The sequence below is a fragment of the Peribacillus sp. V2I11 genome (assembly GCF_030817135.1).
Lineage (GTDB): Bacteria > Bacillota > Bacilli > Bacillales > DSM-1321 > Peribacillus > Peribacillus simplex.
Genome location: NZ_JAUSYW010000001.1, coordinates 2,862,543 through 2,881,741, shown reverse-complemented (window position 1 = coordinate 2,881,741; position 19,199 = coordinate 2,862,543). Strand labels below are relative to the sequence as shown.

General features: G+C 41.3%; 17 protein-coding genes and 3 pseudogenes. 7 read left to right on the top strand and 13 right to left on the bottom strand.

Going from position 1 to position 19,199, the window contains the following annotated elements:
* Positions 1 to 240 precede the first annotated feature (240 nt).
* Positions 241 to 627, top strand: coding sequence for a VOC family protein (locus QFZ73_RS13960; RefSeq protein ID WP_285847394.1), 387 nt, complete (start codon positions 241 to 243; stop codon positions 625 to 627).
* Between the two features lie 199 nt (positions 628 to 826).
* Positions 827 to 2,470: an alkaline phosphatase gene (locus QFZ73_RS13955; protein ID WP_307272771.1), complete on the top strand. Its 1,644-nt coding sequence runs from the start codon at positions 827 to 829 to the stop codon at positions 2,468 to 2,470.
* Between the two features lie 450 nt (positions 2,471 to 2,920).
* Here QFZ73_RS13955 and rpsN read toward each other — a convergent pair whose 3' ends face one another.
* The 10 genes and pseudogenes from rpsN to purT form a co-directional block, all read right to left on the bottom strand.
* Positions 2,921 to 3,190 (bottom strand): 30S ribosomal protein S14, encoded by a 270-nt coding sequence (rpsN, locus tag QFZ73_RS13950; RefSeq protein ID WP_285847395.1) that lies wholly within the window; start codon positions 3,188 to 3,190, stop codon positions 2,921 to 2,923.
* 39 nt (positions 3,191 to 3,229) lie between these two features.
* On the bottom strand, positions 3,230 to 4,399 hold the full coding sequence (locus QFZ73_RS13945) for an NAD(P)-binding domain-containing protein (RefSeq protein ID WP_307267056.1): 1,170 nt from the start codon (positions 4,397 to 4,399) through the stop codon (positions 3,230 to 3,232).
* Positions 4,400 to 4,467: 68 nt separating this feature from the next.
* Entirely contained in the window at positions 4,468 to 4,617 is a 150-nt protein-coding gene (rpmG, locus tag QFZ73_RS13940) for a 50S ribosomal protein L33 (protein WP_034310390.1), read from the bottom strand.
* 22 nt (positions 4,618 to 4,639) lie between these two features.
* Positions 4,640 to 5,833 carry a GTP-binding protein gene (locus QFZ73_RS13935; RefSeq protein ID WP_307267048.1) on the bottom strand — a complete coding sequence of 398 codons (1,194 nt, stop codon included), beginning with the start codon at positions 5,831 to 5,833 and terminating at the stop codon, positions 4,640 to 4,642.
* Positions 5,834 to 6,261: 428 nt separating this feature from the next.
* A complete protein-coding gene (locus QFZ73_RS13930; RefSeq protein ID WP_307267044.1) occupies positions 6,262 to 6,432 on the bottom strand; it encodes a hypothetical protein in 171 nt (56 codons plus the stop codon).
* 166 nt (positions 6,433 to 6,598) lie between these two features.
* Positions 6,599 to 6,979, bottom strand: a complete 381-nt coding sequence (locus QFZ73_RS13925) for a nucleotide excision repair endonuclease (RefSeq protein ID WP_170946990.1) — start codon at positions 6,977 to 6,979, stop codon at positions 6,599 to 6,601.
* A gap of 206 nt (positions 6,980 to 7,185) precedes the next feature.
* Positions 7,186 to 7,338 (bottom strand): YpzG family protein, encoded by a 153-nt coding sequence (locus tag QFZ73_RS13920; protein ID WP_283899230.1) that lies wholly within the window; start codon positions 7,336 to 7,338, stop codon positions 7,186 to 7,188.
* 106 nt (positions 7,339 to 7,444) lie between these two features.
* A complete protein-coding gene (locus QFZ73_RS13915) occupies positions 7,445 to 8,092 on the bottom strand; it encodes a DUF4352 domain-containing protein (protein WP_307267039.1) in 648 nt (215 codons plus the stop codon).
* A gap of 22 nt (positions 8,093 to 8,114) precedes the next feature.
* A complete protein-coding gene (locus QFZ73_RS13910; RefSeq protein ID WP_307267035.1) occupies positions 8,115 to 9,482 on the bottom strand; it encodes an alkaline phosphatase in 1,368 nt (455 codons plus the stop codon).
* Positions 9,483 to 10,125: 643 nt separating this feature from the next.
* Positions 10,126 to 11,284 (bottom strand): annotated as a pseudogene (gene purT, locus QFZ73_RS13905) (phosphoribosylglycinamide formyltransferase 2).
* Positions 11,285 to 11,558: 274 nt separating this feature from the next.
* Here purT and QFZ73_RS13900 point away from each other — a divergent pair.
* Positions 11,559 to 11,885 (top strand): hypothetical protein, encoded by a 327-nt coding sequence (locus QFZ73_RS13900; protein WP_251436929.1) that lies wholly within the window; start codon positions 11,559 to 11,561, stop codon positions 11,883 to 11,885.
* A gap of 440 nt (positions 11,886 to 12,325) precedes the next feature.
* Here the strand turns inward: QFZ73_RS13900 and QFZ73_RS13895 are convergent, their stop codons facing one another.
* The 3 genes from QFZ73_RS13895 to katA form a co-directional block, all read right to left on the bottom strand.
* Complete coding sequence (locus QFZ73_RS13895; RefSeq protein WP_307267031.1) at positions 12,326 to 13,519, bottom strand: M14 family metallopeptidase; 1,194 nt, start codon at positions 13,517 to 13,519, stop codon at positions 12,326 to 12,328.
* Positions 13,520 to 13,651: 132 nt separating this feature from the next.
* Positions 13,652 to 13,945 (bottom strand): hypothetical protein, encoded by a 294-nt coding sequence (locus tag QFZ73_RS13890; RefSeq protein WP_307267028.1) that lies wholly within the window; start codon positions 13,943 to 13,945, stop codon positions 13,652 to 13,654.
* 334 nt (positions 13,946 to 14,279) lie between these two features.
* On the bottom strand, positions 14,280 to 15,734 hold the full coding sequence (gene katA, locus QFZ73_RS13885; protein ID WP_307267024.1) for a catalase KatA: 1,455 nt from the start codon (positions 15,732 to 15,734) through the stop codon (positions 14,280 to 14,282).
* 611 nt (positions 15,735 to 16,345) lie between these two features.
* Here katA and QFZ73_RS13880 point away from each other — a divergent pair.
* The 4 genes and pseudogenes from QFZ73_RS13880 to QFZ73_RS13865 form a co-directional block, all read left to right on the top strand.
* Positions 16,346 to 17,236, top strand: a complete 891-nt coding sequence (locus QFZ73_RS13880; protein ID WP_251436937.1) for a TetR/AcrR family transcriptional regulator — start codon at positions 16,346 to 16,348, stop codon at positions 17,234 to 17,236.
* 253 nt (positions 17,237 to 17,489) lie between these two features.
* Entirely contained in the window at positions 17,490 to 17,837 is a 348-nt protein-coding gene (locus QFZ73_RS13875) for a phage holin family protein (RefSeq protein ID WP_101223581.1), read from the top strand.
* Between the two features lie 203 nt (positions 17,838 to 18,040).
* Positions 18,041 to 18,412, top strand: a pseudogene (locus QFZ73_RS13870) (DUF6359 domain-containing protein); the annotation flags it as partial.
* A 105-nt stretch (positions 18,413 to 18,517) separates the two neighbouring features.
* Positions 18,518 to 19,175: pseudogene (locus tag QFZ73_RS13865) on the top strand (endonuclease I family protein); the annotation flags it as partial.
* Positions 19,176 to 19,199 lie beyond the last annotated feature (24 nt).

The following is a 19,199-nucleotide window of genomic DNA, read 5'->3' as shown; positions in this document are numbered from 1 at the left end:
CCTGGAAAATTATAATACCATTCTTTCCAAAAAAAGAATCAATCAAGAAATATTATGGAAGAAAAGTATTATCCCAAAAGCCATTCATCATTTTTTCATTATTTACCAATGAATTCCCTTTTTTAACATCATTTAAAAAATTATCTAAAAACGGCTATAAATTGTAATTAAATTCCGAATAATCTTATATATACTAATATTAGCGTATTGCACCTGGATATAATGAAGGAGGAAGATTTCTTGGCTGCGAAAAGGGTCGATCACATTGGCGTTGTTGTAAAAGATCTTGAAAAATCCATCGCCTTTTATCAGGATGTGCTGGATTTAAAATTAAAAGCACGCATGACTCATACTAATGGGGTAATCGAACTGGCATTCCTGGGTTACGAAGAGTCGGACGAAACAGAAATAGAATTGATTCAGGGATATAGCGACACACTGCCATCCGAAGCAACGATCCACCATTTTGCCATTACCGTGGATGATATCGAAGTAGAATATGCAAGGATCAAAAGCTTGGATAACATCGAGCTGATTGATGAAGAGATAGTCACCCTTCCAAATGGTTATCGCTATTTCTACGTATATGGACCGGAAAAAGAGTGGATTGAATTTTTCCAAAGGTAAAAAGCAGCATACTAAAAAAAGCAGAGTCTAAGAGACTTCTGCTTTTTTAACGTTCACTCTACAGGCCGCCTCTTCAATGTTTAACAAAATTTACAGGCAAAAAACCTTTCTTTACTTAAATGAAGTAATTTCTTAATACACTGCATTTATCCTAAGATGTAATAATTATATTTTCTTGGAGGTATGCATTTTGGGGAAAATGAGCAAAAAGGTAGCAGGAATTACGTTAGCGGGCGCGGTAGCCATATCATCACTAGGTATTTCAACAATGAAGGACGATGTTAAGGCAAAAGACAAGAAAAAAGAACCAACAAACGTCATCATGATGGTGATGGATGGGACAAGCACAGGAGCCACAACCCTTTCAAGGTGGTATAAAGGCGATAATCTAGCCATGGACGAAATGCTGTCTGGCGGCATGCGTACATACTCAGCTGAATCGGCCATTACAGACTCAGCTCCTGCAGCAACAGCGCTTGCGACAGGAAATAAATCCAATGATAAATATGTCGGTGTCCTGCCATCCATCGTAAATTCTCCAAGGCTCGATCCGGTTAATCCGAAAAATGCCCATAGACCAGTCGCCAACGTTTTGGAAGGTGCGAAACAAGCGGGAAAAGCTACTGGGATCATCTCTACATCTGAAATCCAGCATGCTACACCCGCAGGCTTTTCCGCTCACGTGACACATCGAAGCAATTACGGTGATATTGCGGAACAGCAGGTTTATCAGGGGATTGACGTGGTTTTGGGAGGGGGGAAAGAATCTCTTTTACCAGGTAAAACAAAAAATGCAAGAATTGATGGAGAAAACCTTTTGGAAGTGCTTGATGAAGATAAATATGATTTTGTTGAAACCCGTGACGAGCTGTTAAACTCTAAATCGAATAAAATTTGGGGTAGCTTTGCACCAAGTGCCCTAGCATATGATTTAGATCGTGAAACAACAAAGCCAAGTGAGCCCACTTTAGCCGAAATGACTGATAAGGCCCTTAAAACCTTGAAAAAAGATAAAGATGGCTTCTTCTTATTTGTTGAGGGAAGCAAGATTGACTGGGCTGCTCACGGAAACGACACGATCGGAATGATTAGTGATACTTTAGCTTTTGATGATGCCGTGAATGAAGCCCTTAAGTTTGCAAAAAATGACGGAAACACGATGGTCATTGCAGTAACGGACCATGGGAACAGCGGAATTACAATGGGTAACGTAAACACGAACTCCTCCTACCCGGAAACGCCCGTTTCAGCCTACATCGATCCATTAAAGAAAGCGAAGATGACTGTTGAAGGAGCTTTAAGTAAGTTGAAACCAGATCATTCCAATCTAAAAGAAGTTGCAGCACTGTATGGACTTGATGATCTGACATCTGAAGAATCAGCAAAACTTACCTCTTCTAAAAACGTAGGTGCTGAAATGACAAAGATGCTTGCTAACCGTGCCAACATTGGCTTTACAACAGGCGGTCATACAGGGGAAGACGTTTTCCTATATTCTTATGGCCCTTCAAAACCGGCTGGATTAGTGGAAAATACAGATCTCGCTAAAAAAATGGCCGAATTTATGGGCTTTGATTTACAAAAATTATCTAATAAACTATACATGAATGCTAAAGATTCCTTTGAGAAAAAAGGATATTCAACACGTATTGATGTGACAGACCCGAATAACCCAGTTTTCGTAGCGAAAAAGGGTCAGCAAAAAGTAGAGTTACCTGCAAATAAGGATATCGTTATCAGCAAGACTCCTAAATCCACTCAACAAAAGGAAATAAATGCCATCACCGTTTACAACGGAAAAGACTTCTATATATCTGAACAAGCATTGAAGGCAGTCAAGTAAGCATCACTTCTTTATAGTGATGAGTGAATAGGAAGGAGCCCTTGTTTTAACAAGGGCTCCGACTGTAGGCAAACTTGATGAAAATTGAGTATACCTAAGTTTTTTTTAGGATTAGTACAATTTGTCCACTCCAGGCACTCGCTTTCCGCGCAGGAGTCTCGCACCTTCCGCTCCAATCAACTTTTAAAAATTTAGATAGAAATCATACCTAAGGTGATGAAAGTGTTCCTTTTGGCCAATTGGTTTCTGAATATCATTTAGTCTAGCAATTATTGATTTCCCTTTCATTGAGTTAAAAAGGGACCAAGGGTATAGGCATGCGGCAATCCTACTCATCCAAAAAGGAGCTCCTGTTTAACAAGGGCTCCTTTTCTTATGAATGATCTCTGCAGTACTAGATCTCTTCTAATGAAAGACTTTAATCCTTAAATCACCTTTCTTCTCCCCGCTTCACCAGCTTGACTTTTTGACACCCGGCAGTTGCCCTTTATGAGCAAGTTCCCTAAAAACGATACGTGACATGTTGAATTTGCGCATATATCCACGGGGCCTCCCCGTTACTCCACAACGATTGTGAACCCTTGTCGGCGAGGAATCACGAGGGAGTTTGGCCAATGCGTCATAATCCCCTTTCTCCTTCAATTCCTTTCTAAGTTCTGCATACTTTTCGACCATTGCCAACTGTTTTTCCGCTTTTATCACCTTGGATTTTTTCGCCATTTTAATTCTCCTTTTTTAAAGATCTTGATTTTATACATTCTATAAACTATTCACAATTCGTTCCGCTGCCTGTCTTGCTCCCGATATATTCCTGGATATCGGTCCCATTTCAAGTTCAGCCAATGCTCCCGTGACATATAAACCAGGTCCCCACTGCAACGACTGCGATACAATCGGATAACCACATTCAGCGCAGCGTAAATCATGCGACCGGATGACTGGCGTTAGCCAATCCTTCCCTGGCATTGAAGACTTAAAGCCGGTCGCTAAAAGGATCGTCCCTGTTTTTTGAATGAGCTTTTCGTTTTTATCCCTGAGGCTAATATGCCCGTCCCTCCACACAGCGCTTATCACTTCAACATCCATGACACGCAATAATCCCTGTTTAACATGATTCATCAGCGCTTTATGTAAGTCAGGTGGGATGGATCCCTTATTACGGGCCTGGATAATGGCCTCGCGTCTTTTTTGATAGCTTGTTATAGCATGGAAAGGACGCTGTTTTTTCGGCCCCAACCAACCAGGATCACTGTCGAAATCATGAATTCTAAAAGGATGCCGCTTTAGTACCGTTACATCATTGGGATAGATCTTACTCAGCTTTAAAGCGAGATGGACAGAAGATATGCCACCCCCAATGATCGTGATGGGCCCTTGTAATTGTGTCAGCTCCGGAATATTTTCATCGAATATGTGGTAAATGGAACCCTCATGCTCTTGTTTTAATTGCTGTGCCCAATCTGGCCAATAAGGCTGTTCACCAATACCAATTGAAATCACAAGCTTTTGCCCTACAAGGCTTCGCTTGTTTTGCAATTGGATTTCCCAGCCCTGTCCCGTTTTGCAGGCAGAGGTGACTTTCCCTTGCACCCAAGCCTGCTTGATGGATAAATCATCAGCCAAGTGAACACAATGTTCATTGAAGGATTGCAGGGATGGCCGCTTATATTGGCCGTAAAAGTTAGTGTTCCAGTCTGCCTTTTCCACATATTTCTGCAGGCTGAATGGATTCACATCCAGATGGTGTACGGATGGAGAACGTAAATATGGCATTGAAATGACTTCCGTACAATGCTTCCATCTTGCCAATGGTTCTTGATTTCTATCGACAATCGCCAGCTGGTCCACTGTCGTTTTTCCTGACTTAAGTAAAAACGCAGCCATCGTCATACCTTGAATGCCTCCGCCAATAATGATCCATTCCAACATGAAACTTCCCTCCTTTTACATCCATTGTCTTTCACTAAAACATAATCATTACGATTTAAACCTCAAAATTACTTTGTTTCACGGTGAAGCGTGTGTTTCTTTAATCGCGGGCAGTACTTTTTCAATTCGATCCTGTCCGGGTTATTCCGCTTGTTTTTCGTCGTGATATAATTTCGGTCCCCTGATTCTGTGCATGCTAAAGTAATGTTTACTCTCATTTTTGTTTCCTCCTAAAGTTTTTTAATGAACGGTTTCCGTAAATGCAGGTAATCGATCTTCATACAAAGACCAATCCTGCTGCAACTCAATTTCCGTCAATAAGCATTGATCTAATTCATTTTCGATTTCCTGTTGATTCATTTGAATGCCAATCATCACCAGCTCCGTCATCCTGTCACCGTATACTGCATCCCACCGTTCCAATAATTCAGGTGCTTCCTTTAAAATTTGGCGCTGTTCTTCCTCAGGGAATGCTGCAATCCATTTACCGGCTGCTTGTAAAGTTAATGACGGTCCTGCCTGCGATAGCAAGCCTGCCGTATCATTTCTCGATGCCAGCCAAAGGAAGCCCTTTGCCCTCACCACTTGTACGGGCCAGTTTTCTAACCACTCCATCAGCCTTTCGGGATGAAAGGGTATTTTCCTTCTGTAAACGAAGGACGAAATCCCGTACTCCAGGGTCTCCGGGATATGCTCTTCATTCAATTCCTTTATCCAGCCAGCTCCTTGGCTTGCCTCTTCAAAATCAAATAAATGTGTATTCAATACATCCTTTAGCGGCACCTTGGAATGGTTTGTTTCGATGATCCTCGCATCCGCATTCATTTTATGAAGAACCGCTTTCAATTCCTTAACGGCGTCAGCATCCATTAGATCGATTTTATTTAACAGGATGACATTGGCGAACTCTATCTGATCTATTAATAGATCGACCACTTCCCTGCCATCCGCAGCATCAGTTGCCTGCATCCTGTCAATAAGTGTTTCTCCGGAAGTGAAGTCTTGCCAAAAGTTATACCCATCAACAACGGTAACCATCGTATCAAGCCGGCAATATTCGGATAAATCAATTCCCATACTTTCATCAACATAGGAGAAGGTTTGGGCTACAGGTACCGGTTCACTTATCCCAGTCGATTCAATCACGATGTAATCAATGTCCCCTTGTTTCGCCAATTTTTCCACTTCAATCATCAAATCCTCACGAAGCGTACAGCAAATGCAGCCATTCTGCATTTCCACCAGTTTTTCATCCGTCCGGGTAAACCCTCCCTGTTTGACCAGCGAAGCATCAATATTGATCTCACTCATATCATTAACGATAACGGCAACCTTCAGCTCATTCCGATTTTCAAGAATATGATTCAAAAGCGTCGTCTTTCCCGCACCAAGGTATCCACTCAATACCGTAACCGGAATTTTCTTCATCTCCATCCTTACCACTCCTTTGCCTGATTTCTTTGCCGTGCATAAATCAAAATCATTACGATTTAAATACCAAAGCTTTCACCCATGCAAAAACACTCTCTAATAATAAAACGTAATCATTACTATTTGCAAGTTTTTTTCAAAATTACCTCCGAATACTTTTCCCGAACGAATGTAATCATGATTGCTCCAATACTGCTGCATGGGCAATCACGGTAAATGAAAGGTGCTGACATTCTTCATAAAACTAAAAACAAAAATTAAATGGAAGCCCAATCACACATAACATCACGTGTAATGAACCTCCATTGCTGTTTTATCATTTATTGTACTTCCATATTGACAAGCAGCTGATCATCAACAACGTTTCATTATCCAATACATTTTTCTTTTTCTTTGTTGCAAATCGAGAAAAAAATTATTGGTTACTGTGCTTATTCCGCCATTTCCCACCCTGAAGATTTTACTGTCTCATGTTCAAAAGTTTCACTCTCTCTCTGTTTCGCCAGTTTAGAAGCTTGTGACACGGACCACGTTAAATTCCCAAAGGCAATCACTGTCCCAATCGAGATAACCAACACCTTTTTACAAAGTATTTTCTTCAATAGCTTCCTCCTGAGAATGTATTGGAATACTCTAAATATAAACCAACATTGTTAACCTAACATGGAGCAGCTGTAAATGTACGAAATTATTTTTGTACATATGTAAACTTAAGTTTGCACACAAAAAAGCTGATTGCATATGCAGTCAGCTTTTCATAGGTGCTTCTTATTTATAAAACACTTTGTCGACGTTATATTTAGCATGAAGTTTATTGATCATGTACGTTTCATAAATTTCACGTTCCATAGCGTCTTCGACTAAAAGAATGTCAATTTTCTTGACTTCATTACGATGCTCTTTAATGGGAGAAACATTATCCTCGAAATGCTTCTTGACCCTTGGTCTTAATTTACGAGCTTTACCGACAAAAATCAGCTCATCGTTTTCATTGTAAAACAAAATGATGCCGCCTTTATCACGGGGAATCAAATGAAAATCGATAAACCCGTAAATTTCAGGAATGACAGCTTCGTCTCCTTCTATAACTTGCTTTCTTTGTTTGATGCTTATATCCGCTGCAGGGATTTCAATTTTAATCATTACAATTCACGTCCTCTATTTGTATAAGGTGAAACTTTCAATCGGAATCAAAACTCCGGTTTCACGCTCGGCTCATCGTTTTAGTCTTAAAGGTAAATGGTATCATAATTATGAATGAAAAGCCATGTATGCCTTGGTCGGTTTAGATGATTCTGGATTAAATATAAAGAAGAAGACCCGCTGGGAGCCTCCTTCTTTGTCGGAAATATCCGTTACCACCTGTGAGCCTTTGCATTGCTTCTTAGTATAATGTTTGTTTGCGATTCTACCGTATGGCCATTTACTTGAGAATTGGAACGCTTAGGTCTTGTCCAGTTATGGTGAAACTTTTGAGAATGTGGATCTAATTGATCTTTATAGCTCATTCTGTGTCACCTCATCATTAGGATTTGGATATTCCGTTCAGTGATAGAAATCCCTATCACTTGTTCTAGTATTTGATTTTTTCTGGCAAAACATACGCCATATCCTTTAAAAAGCGAATTCAACTGACTTGCCTTTTGCAAGGACTTCCCCTTCTTCATCCACCGCATCACTTGTCATGAGGGATATACCTTTTATGTTTCCATCATTTAGAATGAAACCAATGTTTCCGCTTTTTGAACCGTTTCCTTCTATTTCACCAGTAAGTTCTTCTAGGTAAATCTCATCTTCCCATGTCAGATGTTCTCCGCTGTCCGTTTCAAGGAAAGCAACTGGGGAAAACTTAATTTTTTCATCCGTATTATTTTTGATTTCCACGTTCACTTTTACGATATCGAAATCCTCATCATGCGTATACCCGTGGAAGAAATCAATCATGCTGTAATCCGGAGTGGCATGCATCACTTTCATTTCTTTGACTTTAACCTCGATCGGGCCAACATTCAACGTTTCATTCACTTTTTTATAGGCCTTCAAACTTAATTCGCCTTTTGCATCGGAAACGTTCTGACCGATCTGGTTCAAGTTTATGTCATCAGGAAGCTGTGGATTAGGCACATAGACATCCTTTTTTACCAGTGGTCGTGCAATTTCCTCTGTTTTTTCTTTAGCTGTCGTTTCTTCTTCGTAAGCTGGTTGGGTATTAAGAGCACCAAATGCCGTTAATAACAGGGCACCAATCATCAGTCTGTTCATTGAATCCCTCCCTGAAGTGTTATTACTTCTTTAATAGATCAAAGATGATTTTGGCATGGTCCGTGTTATCGACCTGCCCTGCAAAACGTTCTTTATATGGCCCGTATGCGTAGACCGGAACATCTTCACCCGTATGTCCCCCGGTAGTCCATGCAGTATTGGTCCGATTGTCGAATATGGCTTCAATGGCATTATCGACGTTCGTCACATTTTTTGATTTGGCAGCTTCTGTTACCGTTTTGATTTCATCGTCAGTTAGCTTCACTTCATTTTGGTTAATATATTGCTTTAAAGTCTTTTCAACATCGGCCCCTTTGACGATGGCATCCGCTATGAAGTCAGGGGTTCGTTTGGCTGCCTTGATCGGTTCACCATACCAGTTATATATTCCTTTGGCTCCTATCGAGAATCCTCCTGTAGAGTGATCCGCAGTAGCCACCACTAAAGTATGTTTGTCTTTCTTCGCGAATTCCATGGCCGCCATGTATGCTTTTTCAAAGTCTTCCATTTCACTCATTGCCCCTACGATATCATTATCATGTCCTGCCCAATCGACCTGGCTTCCCTCGACCATAAGGAAGAATCCATCTTTATTTTTATTCAAACGCTGAATCGCCGAACTTGTCATGTCTTCCAAAAAAGGGGTTTCACTTGGGCGATCAATCATTTTCGGGAGTCCTTCAGAAGCGAATAAACCAAGGACCTGTTCATTTTTGTCCTTAAGCATTTGTTTTTTATCAGTCACATAACTGTAACCGTCTTTTTCGAAGGCTTTCGCCAAATTGACATCCGGCCGGACAAAATTGGATTTCCCACCGCCCAATAGGACGTCGATTTTATGTTTGCCCTTGATTAAGTCATTATAATAATCGTCTGCGATTGAATTCATGTTTTTCCGATTCTCATCATGGGCGCCAAAAGATGCAGGTGTAGCATGAGTGATTTCTGAAGTGGCAACCAATCCCGTCGCTTTTCCTTTTTCCTTTGCTGCTTCCAATACGGTTTTGACTTCAGATTTATCATTATCCACTGCAATGGCAGCATTATAAGTCTTCACCCCGGAAGACATTGCCGTTGCGGCCGAAGCTGAATCCGTTATATTTTGTGCAGAGTCCTCAGGGTAAGTCATCTGCTGGCCAACCAGGTATTTATCAAACTCTGTCCGTTCCGCCACCTTCGTACCAGGGTTATCTTTTAAATACCGGTAAGCGGAGGTATAGGAAACACCCATGCCGTCACCGATCAGAAAAATCACGTTCTTGATTTCTGGTTCTTTTTTTGGATTCCCCTTTGCCGAAACACGATCCGCAGCGGACCATGATAAACTTCCAAATGCTAATGCAGAAACGAGCGTGATGGGTAAAACCTGTTTACTCCATGTGCGATTCAAATGAATGACCTCCCATTAATGTTTTCTCTTTAAATTAAACTATAGATGAAGATAATGAACCCAATGTCAAGGCTATGTAAAAATGCAGCAGGATAATTGTTAAGACCAGGTAAAGGCAGCATGTCTCGGAATTGTATGCCACTTTTATGAAGTTGTTGGTTGTTCAGGAGAATCATCAGTAGTGGGGTCATTTTACAGGCTTTAGAGGAATGAAAAAGAGTTAACACCAGCATGGGTAAGTGATCTTGAACCAAGTTCTATTCAACTTCTTCAAATCGGGGTGATTTGTTAGGAGTTTTAAAGTGCTAAAGAATTAATGGAGAAAAAAAAGGTCCGGTTGTTTTCAGAAATCCGCTCCCTGTCTGCCAAGCGTCTGCGGGGTCTTGGCTAGCCAGTTATTCGGCAGGAGTGTCGCGAATTTCTTCAAACTAGTGAGGGTTACATAAAACAAGAAAAAACCATAAAGTCCACCCTAGTCTTAAACATGGTTCCGGATGAGACCCTTCCCCCCCCCCTATTGTCGATAAACTGAAGCATTCAATCAGGATGCTTTATTTTCTCTTATAGAACTCTGTCAGGGACCTGGTTATGGAGGTCATGCTATATGAAAAAGCGCTCCATTCAAAGAGCGCTTTTTTCACTATTATTTCTCTACAACTAAACATTCCAAAGCACGAGCCGCATTCACTCTCGCCAACTCGATTGAATCGGCAGTTGACAGGGCAACCGCGACCCTTCTACCTGCCTTTGTGACAGGCTTTCCGAAAAGACGCACTTGTGTATTCGGTAAAGCCAAAGCTTGTTCAACACCGACTATAGAATATTCCGATAACTCATCTTGTGCTTTTAATGGACGGCTGGCACCTGGGCTGATCAGCTTGATTTCCGGGATGGGAAATCCTAGAATCGCACGAATATGAAGGGCAAACTCGGACAAATTCTGAGTCACTAATGTAACTAGCCCCGTATCATGCGGACGTGGGGAAACTTCACTGAAATAGACTTTATCCCCTGAGAGGAAAAGCTCAACCCCGAATAATCCGTACCCGCCAAGTTCATCCGTAATGGCATGGGCAATTCTTTTCGCTTCCATTATTTGCGCTTCTGTCATATTATGCGGCTGCCAGGATTCAATATAATCCCCGCCCTGCTGAATGTGACCGATGGGAGGACAAAACATGGTACCATTCACGGCCCGGACAGTAAGCAGCGTAATTTCCGAATCAAAACGGATAAATTCTTCAATGATCACACGTCCATTTTGAACCCGGCCGCCTTCCATCGCGATTTTCCAGCAATCCTCCAGGTCACCTTCCGTTCGGCACACACTTTGCCCTTTACCTGAGGAACTCATCAGCGGTTTTACGACATTGGGAAATCCAACTTCCTTGGCAGCTTGGACAAATTCTTCATATGTATCGGCGAATTTGTAGGCTGCGGTCGGAATCTCCAGGGTTTCAGAAGCCAACCTCCTGATTCCTTCACGATCCATAGTCAATTTAGCCGCTCTTGCCGTCGGAATGACATGAAAGCCTTCCTCTTCCAATTTGACTAATTCAGATGTAGCGATGGCTTCGATTTCCGGTACAATCAAATCGGGTTGTTCTTTTTCTACAACTCCCCTTAGTTGCTCCGGATCCAGCATATCGATCACATAACTGCGATGAGCGACTTGCATGGCAGGGGCATGTTCATAGCGGTCTACAGCAACGGTCTCCACACCAAGTCGCTGCGCTTCAAGTATGACCTCTTTCCCCAATTCACCCGAGCCCAATAAATAAAATCCTTTTCGATTTATACATTCAGTCTCTCCTCCTTAATACTTCAAAATCATTATATACGAACTATAAACGAATAAACATAAATTTTTATTCGTATTTTCATTTGAAATCACACTGGAAATGGAAATGAATGTATTCATTTCAGTTTCCAAATACCGATTTGACAAATGGGATTAGTATACTTTATACTGCTTTTATATTAGGAATGTATATAAGCTGACTAGTTCACTGGAGGCTCTCTATTCAACAGGAATAGGGGGTTTTTTCGTTTTTATCAATGAGGGAGGAGTTTACTATGCAAAAGGAATTGCTACGGACCATTTCCCCTGTCATGAATGAGAAGCAAAATGGGGGCTTAGAAGATATGGAGTACCTTAATCTTCCTGACAGACTATTTTTCCACTGGTGCCAGCAGAAATATCGACTGAATAGAGGGGTTTACAACACGATCGATCATTGGTTCTACGAATATGGCATTGTCCATATTCTTCACCGCCGGATCAACCTTTTAGCCTTTTTGGATTTCGCTTCTACCTCGGAACAAGATGCCGGAAAGACAAAATTCATCAAATTCGGCAATGGTGGCCTAACGCAAAAGTTACAGGAATTCATTGCAGATTAACCTGAATCTTATAGAGTCCTTATCAGTAATATGCCCATTCTCCTCCTACTGGTAAGGGACACTTATACGAATGTCGAAATTTGCATTACGATTACTTTTGTAAATGTAAGCGCTTTCTATTATAATGAAATTAGGTTGGATGGCATGCGTGGCCGTCAAAGTATATGGCGTAGGTGGGGCCAGTACTAGCGCTAAGGAAGTCAAACTTCTTTACCGCAAAACTATTAGATTACCTTTTGGTAGGGGCTGCAACATTACTGGGACATGGAGAATGTCCGTTAATTTTAGGCTAAAAGGCGAGTTAATCATGCAATCGATAAGTAAAACATAACTTTACTTATTTTTTGCAGCAGCCCTCATCGTATCAAGTCTAATAGTTTATAAGACTAAAAAGCTCTTCCCCATGAAAACGGAGTTGAGCTTTTTCATTTGGTCAAATTTCACATATATAACCCTGCTAAGAAAATCCCAAGCGACTTCTGATAAATCTCATCGAACTGTGCTATAGGCAAGGGATTCGTTCCTTTGCCCAGTTCCACGGTAAACCCCGGCCTTCGCCAATCCTGAATGAACCAATCCTTATACCCTGCGTAACTATTGGCGGATTTGACAGGCTCATATCCACTGACCCTCGCAAACTCATTGACTATCGTTTCCGACTCGGGCGGTTCCAAATCTTCAAACCCCCAATAAATGACCTCTCCTTGGGTGTGGAACGCAAGGACTTTGCCAAAATCACGTTTTTTTGTCAACTCTGACATTGCAATAGCTTCTGGCTGTGTAAGCGGCCCTTCCCCGGAATAATTTGCCGGACCTGGCTCCGTTACATTATTGCGAGCTTGTTCCAGTTCCCATTTGGCGGGAAATTGATCATTCAGATCCACCCCATTAATATTGGCTTTCCAGCCAGAGAAGTCTTCGCTGCCATTATTCCATTCGACGAGCCGTTCTCTCAATGACTCATCCTCAGGCGGGCCTTTCAGAACCAACTCCACTCCGTCTGGATTCACCATTGGGACGATCGACAGCATCGTCTGTTGATAAAAGGGAAACATAGATAGACCGCGGATGTCAGCCTGATTCGTGATTGCGAGTAAATAATCATTTAAAAAGGTCATGATCACAGGCGTCGTTATCCACTCATTCGCATGAAAGGAACCATTATAGTGCACTCGTTTGTTACCATTTCCAATCAGCACTTCGGGGATATCCCTTTCAAGCACCGAGTCCCCGATGGGGGAGGTTTTAATAAATGGATAGATATTTTTCAAACGTCTTACATCGGTCATCATCGTCTCATAATCATATTCCCGGTTTCCTTGAATCAGCCTCCACGTAATCCTTAATGGCACAGAAATTGTCTGACCAACTTGCAGGGCATTCGGGTTGAGATTGGGATTAACCAAAAATAGGGCATCCAATGAAAGATTACGTGACCTGGCAATTGCCCATAACGAATCACCTTGCTTAACGCTATAACTGGTAGTCGTAAAGCCAGGAATTTTGATTTGTTGGCCAATCATAAGTGCAAGTGGATCAATCCCACTATTGGAATCAATGATAAGTTGGTAATTCACCTTGAATAATTGGCTATAATACCACAAGGAATCATTCTGCCGCACAAAAACGTCCATACTGCACCTCCTCTTAACCAAATGTATGCTGATTCGATTTAATTATTTCCAAAGCACCCTGTTCTGGACTTAATGATTATTGAAAAGTCAACTCCTCAAAATGAACCGAAGTGGGTGCATCATCCAGAATGCTTAGATATGCTCAGTACTTCCATACTTACCCCCAGGTTCTAATTTTCGATATCTTTTGAATTTCGCCATCCGGTCTTCTTCTTTGAGCCAGCACAGATGCTTCAAGCGAATGTCGGATAACTTGTAAGGCAATTCAAAGACATTTTCTGCAAATCTCGTTCCATTTGCATTCACATCCCCCCTGATACCTGACCAGGAACGGCTGGTCATACCGGTGAGCGCACCAGCGTTCATCCTCCCTGTAATGGGTTCCATTCCAAAACTCATATAACTGGATTTCGCTTGATCGCTCATCTTCATTTCATCAATGAAGAAAATGCCAAGCTCATTCCCTCCAAATCCAACCTTTTAAGAACTTTTATAAAATATGTGGTTTCTGGTAAATTGGACTGCCTACGAAATCCCGATTCTTTTTACTGGTCATTAATTCCAGCCTTTACTGATAATCTAAGTACTGGCCTCCATTAATCTGACAGCTTGACTTCCTTACAAACATTTATAACTATATATTCTTGCCGAACTTGTCGGGTGTCATTTATATAACGGTGCCCTCCATAAACAAACAAAACAGGCATCCATTCAAGAATGGATGCCTGTTTTCATTTTAATAGATTGGGAGTCCCCTATTTTACGCTTCTTGCCGTACGGGCAAACCTAAACCCTCGGCTATGCGCGTTCCGTATTCTGGATCGGCTTTGTAAAAATGACCGATTTGACGAAGCTTGATTTCTTCCAATTCCACAGGTTTCATTGCGCCCACAATCGTGTCAACAAGGCGAGTTTTCTCTTCGGCACTCAATAGACGGTATAAGTCACCTGCTTGAGTGTAATGATCATCACTATTATGACCAACTTGTGCAGCTTGCCCAGTCACCTCGAAAGGAGTGACTTTATTTTCCGTTGATTCGGCAGGGCCGCCAAAACTATTCGGCTCATAATAAACAGATCCCTTGCCATTGTCATCTGCACGCATGAAGCCATCACGCTGATAGTGGTTCGCTTCCACTTTCGGACGGTTCACCGGAAGCTGGTTATGATTCGAGCCCACACGGTAACGGTGTGCATCTCCATATGCGAATAGACGTCCTTGAAGCATCTTGTCTGGGGAAGCTTCAATTCCTGGTACGAATGTTCCCGGTGAGAACGTGGCTTGCTCTACTTCAGCAAAGTAGTTTTCAGGATTTCTGTTCAATACCATACGGCCAAGCTCGATCAGCGGATAATCTTTTTGAGACCATACCTTCGTCACATCGAATGGATCGAAACGGTATGTATCCGCATCTTCCAGAGGCATGATCTGAACATATAATTTCCATGCAGGGAAGTCCCCTTTTTCAATGGCATTGAAAAGATCTTCCGTATGGTAATCAGGGTTTTCACCTGCTAGTTTTGCAGCTAGATCCACATCAAGGTTTCTGATGCCCTGTTCTGTTTTGAAGTGGTATTTCACCCAAACGCCTTTTCCTTCAGCATTCACCCATTTAAATGTGTGGCTTCCGAAACCATGTGTATGACGAAGTGTAGCAGGAATGCCCCGGTCGGACATCAGGATCGTAACTTGGTGCAAAGATTCCGGTGAATGTGACCAGAAATCCCAAACTGCCGTAGGGTTCTTCAAATGTGTTCTAGGATCTCTTTTTTGTGTATGGATGAAGTCGGGGAATTTAATCGCATCGCGAATAAAGAATACAGGCGTATTATTACCGACGATATCGTAGTTTCCTTCTTCCGTGTAGAATTTAACAGCAAATCCACGCGGGTCACGGACTGTATCAGCAGAACCCAATTCACCTGCAACTGTGGAGAAACGGATAAAAAGATCTGTCTTCTTGCCCACACCATTGAAAAGTTTAGCTTTCGTGTACTGAGAAAGGTCGTTCGTTACTTCGAAAGTTCCGAATGCACCGGCACCCTTCGCATGAACTACACGTTCAGGCACACGTTCACGGTTGAAGTGGGCTAGCTTTTCCAATAAGTGTACATCTTGAATGAGTACCGGGCCGCGTTCGCCGGCAGTGATCGAGTTTTGATTATCTCCAACTGGCGCTCCCCAGCTTGTAGTAAGGTTTTTCTTATTCGACATAATTGAACCACCTTTTCATTATTATTTATGTATATAATGATAAAGCTTATCAGAAAAAAATCAATACTTATTTATAATGATTTTAATATAATAATTAATTCATTGTTTTTCCGTTGATGATATAACTTATCAACTATCCATAATATGGATAACGAAAAGGATAAAAACATTGATGGAGCGACATATACACATAATTTAATTCCTAAATAAGGTATACGACCCTTATAACCAATATTCCTTCATGACAAGTGATTTTATCATTTCTCCTACCAATGGGATAGTAATCGATAATGATAACGAATATTCATAGTTACATTGCGCTACTTCACCTATTTAACTTCTATCTTATAACAAACCGAAGTGTTCTCCTGTGACTTTGTTCACTTCATCAGCCTTTATTTACATGACGAATAGAAGGATGCATAGAAACTGAATTTTTCATTGCTTTTGTGAACCCTATCTTCAGCAGAACTCTTTGTAATTTGACTGAAACAAAAGGCCTTCACCCTAATTTTGCTAGAGAAATTGTAAACATACTGGTTTGTGTTCGTATAGAAAATAAGATACTATTACGTTAAAATGACCGTCCAATAAGAGTAAGGGTGATATATATGAATGAGCGCAAACAACTGGTAGTTAAATATGCACACCAATTATTTATTGAAAAGGGTTATCAAGCAACTTCCATTCAGGATATTTTAGATTATAGCGGCATTTCAAAAGGAACATTTTATAACTATTTTTCTTCTAAAAGCGAATTGCTTAAGGCAGTCTTCCTAACTTCGCAAGAAAAATTCGAAAAAGAGCGGAATGAATTGCTGATTGGGCAAAACCTTGCAGATATTGAAATATTCATCAAACAATCCGAATTACAAATGCACTCAAACAAAAGCAATAAACTCTTTTCCTTATATGAAGAAGTAATGATTTCAAATGATAAGGAACTTAAGAACTTCATAACACATGCTAAATTCCAGCATATCCATTGGCTATCAAAACGATTTCTGGACATTTTCGGTGCTGATAAAAAACCTTATATTTTGGACTGTGCCATCCTTTACTCGGGGATGATGCATCAAACGATTCATTTTAATTCCTTGGCTAAAGAGCCCGATTTCAACCCTACTGAAATTATCCGTTATTGTGTCGATAGGATTAAATCGATTTTCGAAGATGTCAGCAAGTCAAAAGCACAGCTTTTGGAACCCGATCTCATCAAGCAATGGCTACCTGAGTGCTTCCGTACACAGCAGGATTTTCATACAGCACTCCTGCACTCTGCAAATGACCTAAAAAAGATGATTTTGAGGCAATGCCAAGATGATGAAGCGGAACGGGTTAAAAACTTAAAATTGATTCACTTTATCCAAGAGGAATTATTACAAAACGTTGAACCGCGGATCTTTCTCATCGAAAGTGCCATGCTTTCCTTAAACACCAATCCAAAATTGAAAAACACATTGGAATTAAGTGAATTCGAAAAGATCATTGCCAACAACTAATATAGAAGCTACTGGGTCCCATTTTGTAGACAAATGGGGTTCTTTCTGCGGAAAGGGAGCGGATTTCTGAAACAACTGGAACGTTTTTCAAGGAAAAAAACTGCTCCGAGACCTTTAAATGGATCTTTTTCCAATCTGGGGGGAATACATATCGTATTCCTCTTTTTTTGTGACAATTCTGCAAACATTTAACTGAATTCATGAAATTTTAGTATAATGACTTGTAGTAAAGTGACTTCAGGAGGAGTTATTCATGAACATAATAATGCGTTTTCTTATCAACGGGCTGGTATTGCTCGTTATTGACTGGCTTCTCGACTCCATCACGATTAAGTCTTACGGAACAGCCTTGCTGGCGGTTTTTATATTATCGATCATGAACTTGCTGGTTAGACCCATTCTCCAACTCATCACATTGCCGATCACCATCCTGACGTTCGGGTTGTTTTCTTTCATTATAAATGCCTTCACATTCCAAATTACTTCCTATGCCGTCAGTGGCTTTGTAATAAATTCTTTTTGGGGAGCTTTAATCGGATCATTGTTATTGAGTTTCATTCAAAGTCTTCTTATAAAACAGAGTAAAAAAAACCGTCAGTAGCATGCTGACGGTTTTTCGTATATTTCATTTCCATAACAGCCTTCGATATTTCCCGGGCAATTTCCCTAAATTCCGCTAAGCTTCACTAGCTGTTTTCTCTCATTTTTGACAAAACAGAAGGAGAAAGCCCCTAATATCCATAACTTTACATATACATCTGATTTCTCTGGAAATGGGTATGAATCGATTTATGGAGGAATGACATGTTTACAAAACATGAACCAAGATTTGCCCTGCCCATTTCACTTGTGCTTGCTTTCTTTATTCCCGCTCTTTTCATTTCCCCATCACTAGCCGCGGCTGGCGATGGCAGCTTGTCATCTCCTTACTCCGTTTCCCAAGCCATTGCGAATCAGGACAGCACGATTAAAACGGTCAGTGGATATGTGACGGGACAGCCTGCATCAGCCAATACCATCGTCACGGGCAGCTATCCGGATGATTATGCCCTAGCATTGGCAGACAGCTCTTCAAAAACAAACATTTCCAATATGGTATATGTTCAGATTCCATCCTCCTTCCGCTCTGAATTCGGATTAAAAACACATCCTTCTTTGAAAGGAAAAAAAGTCACCGTAACCGGTACACTGAATGCGTATTTCACCCATCCAGGCTTAAAGGATGTATCTGCCATGTTTTCAGGGAATGATTCACCAGAACCGGAGACACCGGGGGTTGGCTCATACTATGATTCAGCCTTTGGAAAATCAGCGTCTTCGCTAAAGAATGCCCTCCGTGAAATCATCGATGACCATTCTGAAATATCATATTCAAATGGATGGGAAGCTTTACGAAAAACCGATGAGGACCCGAATAACGCCAATAATGTCATTCTTCTTTATACAGGGCGTTCTCAAGGGAAAACGATGAACGGATCTGGTGTTAGTTGATTGGAATCGTAAGCATGTATGGGCGAAATCGCATGGTGATTTTGGTACCACTTTATGACCCGTCACTGATCTGCATCACCTTCGGCCGACTGATGCTTCTGTCAACAGTACAAGAAACAACCTGGACTTTGATAATGGTGGTTCTGAACATACCGAAGCGATAGGAAATTACTATGACTCCGATTCGTGGGAACCTCGCGATAGTGTCAAAGGTGATGTCGCCCGGATGCTGTTTTATATGGCGGTTCGTTACGAGGTTGATGCAGGGGAAGTGGATTTAGAGTTAAATAATCAAGTGAACAATGGTACCGCCCCTTATCATGGTAAATTGGCTGTCTTACTGGAATGGAATGAACAGGATCCCGTAGATGCCTTCGAGCGTAACCGAAATGGGATCATTTATAATGAATATCAGCATAATCGCAACCCTTTTATAGATCATCCGTAATGGGCCTCCGCCATCTGGCGATGA

What these genes read in the sequence shown, in the direction of transcription:
- QFZ73_RS13955 (WP_307272771.1), top strand. Translation starts at nt 827, where the DNA reads ATGAGCAAAAAGGTAGCAGGAATTACGTTAGCGGGCGCGGTAGCCATA.
- rpsN (WP_285847395.1), bottom strand. Translation starts at nt 3,190, where the DNA reads ATGGCGAAAAAATCCAAGGTGATAAAAGCGGAAAAACAGTTGGCAATG.
- QFZ73_RS13945 (WP_307267056.1), bottom strand. Translation starts at nt 4,399, where the DNA reads ATGTTGGAATGGATCATTATTGGCGGAGGCATTCAAGGTATGACGATG.
- rpmG (WP_034310390.1), bottom strand. Translation starts at nt 4,617, where the DNA reads ATGAGAGTAAACATTACTTTAGCATGCACAGAATCAGGGGACCGAAAT.
- QFZ73_RS13935 (WP_307267048.1), bottom strand. Translation starts at nt 5,833, where the DNA reads ATGGAGATGAAGAAAATTCCGGTTACGGTATTGAGTGGATACCTTGGT.
- QFZ73_RS13920 (WP_283899230.1), bottom strand. Translation starts at nt 7,338, where the DNA reads ATGAGCTATAAAGATCAATTAGATCCACATTCTCAAAAGTTTCACCAT.
- QFZ73_RS13915 (WP_307267039.1), bottom strand. Translation starts at nt 8,092, where the DNA reads ATGAACAGACTGATGATTGGTGCCCTGTTATTAACGGCATTTGGTGCT.
- QFZ73_RS13900 (WP_251436929.1), top strand. Translation starts at nt 11,559, where the DNA reads ATGCAAAAGGAATTGCTACGGACCATTTCCCCTGTCATGAATGAGAAG.
- QFZ73_RS13895 (WP_307267031.1), bottom strand. Translation starts at nt 13,519, where the DNA reads ATGGACGTTTTTGTGCGGCAGAATGATTCCTTGTGGTATTATAGCCAA.
- QFZ73_RS13890 (WP_307267028.1), bottom strand. Translation starts at nt 13,945, where the DNA reads ATGAGCGATCAAGCGAAATCCAGTTATATGAGTTTTGGAATGGAACCC.
- katA (WP_307267024.1), bottom strand. Translation starts at nt 15,734, where the DNA reads ATGTCGAATAAGAAAAACCTTACTACAAGCTGGGGAGCGCCAGTTGGA.
- QFZ73_RS13880 (WP_251436937.1), top strand. Translation starts at nt 16,346, where the DNA reads ATGAATGAGCGCAAACAACTGGTAGTTAAATATGCACACCAATTATTT.
- QFZ73_RS13875 (WP_101223581.1), top strand. Translation starts at nt 17,490, where the DNA reads ATGAACATAATAATGCGTTTTCTTATCAACGGGCTGGTATTGCTCGTT.